The organism is Mesorhizobium sp. M7A.F.Ca.US.005.03.2.1 (genome assembly GCF_003997795.1).
Lineage (GTDB): Bacteria > Pseudomonadota > Alphaproteobacteria > Rhizobiales > Rhizobiaceae > Mesorhizobium > Mesorhizobium ciceri.
The window spans coordinates 1-1,408 of record NZ_RZRP01001202.1 but is presented as its reverse complement, the minus strand read 5'-3'; the positions used below and the strand labels follow the sequence as shown (position 1 = coordinate 1,408).

Here is a 1,408-nt window from a genome sequence, read left to right as displayed (position 1 = left end):
GGGTGGTCAAGACCGCGGGCGGCGCCGGCGGCGGACACGTCAGACGAGCAGCCGGAGAAAGCCCGACCGCCGGCCGCTACTTCCAGCGCTTCGTTGCCGGTCGCAGCATCTCGGCCCTGTTCGTCGGCAATGGTCAAACCGCGCACCTCGTGGGTTTCAGCCACCAATGGACGTCTCCCGCCCCCACAGCGCCCTATCGCTACGGCGGCGCCGTACGGTTGAGACGCTTCGATCGCAGACAGGCGGCGGTCATCGGCGGCTGGCTCTCAAGTCTGACGCGGCGCGCCGGCCTGCTTGGATTGTGCAGCGCCGATCTGATCCGCGGACCGGATGGCTACACGTTCATCGAGATCAATCCGAGGCCGGGCGCCACCCTCGACATTTTCGACGATGTTGACGCGCCATTGATCGAAGCGCATCTGCGCGCCGCGACGGGTCAGGTCTTCCGCTTGCCGCGCTTCGTCGATTCGATGGCGTCGATGGTGACCTACGCCGCGACGCCAATCACTCACTTTCCGTCGATTGCCTGGCCTGAATGGACAGCGGACCAACAGTCGGCTGGCACCCGTCTGATTGCCGGCGACCCTGTCTGCACGGTCTTCGCGCGCGGTCCGAGCGCCCAATCGACCAAGCGGCTCATCAAGGGACAAGCCAGCCAATTGCAACTCCAATGGGAAGGAGACCGGACATGAAAGACGGTTCGGCATTCCTGAACGACAATGCACAGCGCATCGTTGACGGCATGATCGGCGACGCCGAACGCCTGCGTATCGTCGTTTCCAAGGGAGCATTGGGCGAGCGCCTGATCGATGCCGGCGCCAAGACCGTCGGCAGCGTCGAGGCCGGGATGCGCATGGCTGAGGCTGCGATGGGCGGTCTCGGCAGCGTTTCGGTATTCATGGATCGCGCGTCACAGCAATGGCCGTTCACCGTCGAAGCGCGATCTTCGCAGCCGGTGCTGGCCTGCCTGGGCAGCCAGTATGCGGGCTGGAACCTGTCTGGCCAGGACTATTTCGCGATGGGATCTGGGCCTGCGCGGGCCCTCGCCCGGGTCGAACCGCTGTTCGAAACACTTTCCTATCATGACATCGCATCGTCCGCGGTGCTTATCCTTGAGACGGCCGAACCGCCTCCCCGCGCGACCGTTGAGAAAGTGAGCAAGGCAACTGGACTGGCGACGGAAAAGCTCACCTTCCTCTACGCGCCGACACAAAGCCTTGCCGGCGGCGTGCAGATCGTGGCGCGCGCGCTCGAGGTTGCCCTGCACAAGATCAACGATCTCAAATTCCCGCTGGAAAACGTTGTCGACGGCATCGGAACGGCGCCGATCCCCGCCCCCCATCCGGATTTCCTGACCGCTATGGGCCGAACCAACGATGCCATCATCTATGGCGGCAGCGTCCAGCTC

2 protein-coding genes are annotated in these 1,408 nt (G+C 64.2%); both read left to right on the top strand.

Annotated elements, in window-relative coordinates; translation table 11 throughout:
• A partial coding sequence (locus EN991_RS36235) for an ATP-grasp domain-containing protein (RefSeq protein ID WP_127370518.1) occupies positions 1 to 692 on the top strand: 692 nt, incomplete at its 5' end.
• On the top strand, positions 689 to 1,408 hold a 720-nt coding region (gene mch / locus EN991_RS36230; RefSeq protein WP_127370517.1), incomplete at its 3' end, for a methenyltetrahydromethanopterin cyclohydrolase. The genes EN991_RS36235 and mch, both read left to right, overlap by 4 nt.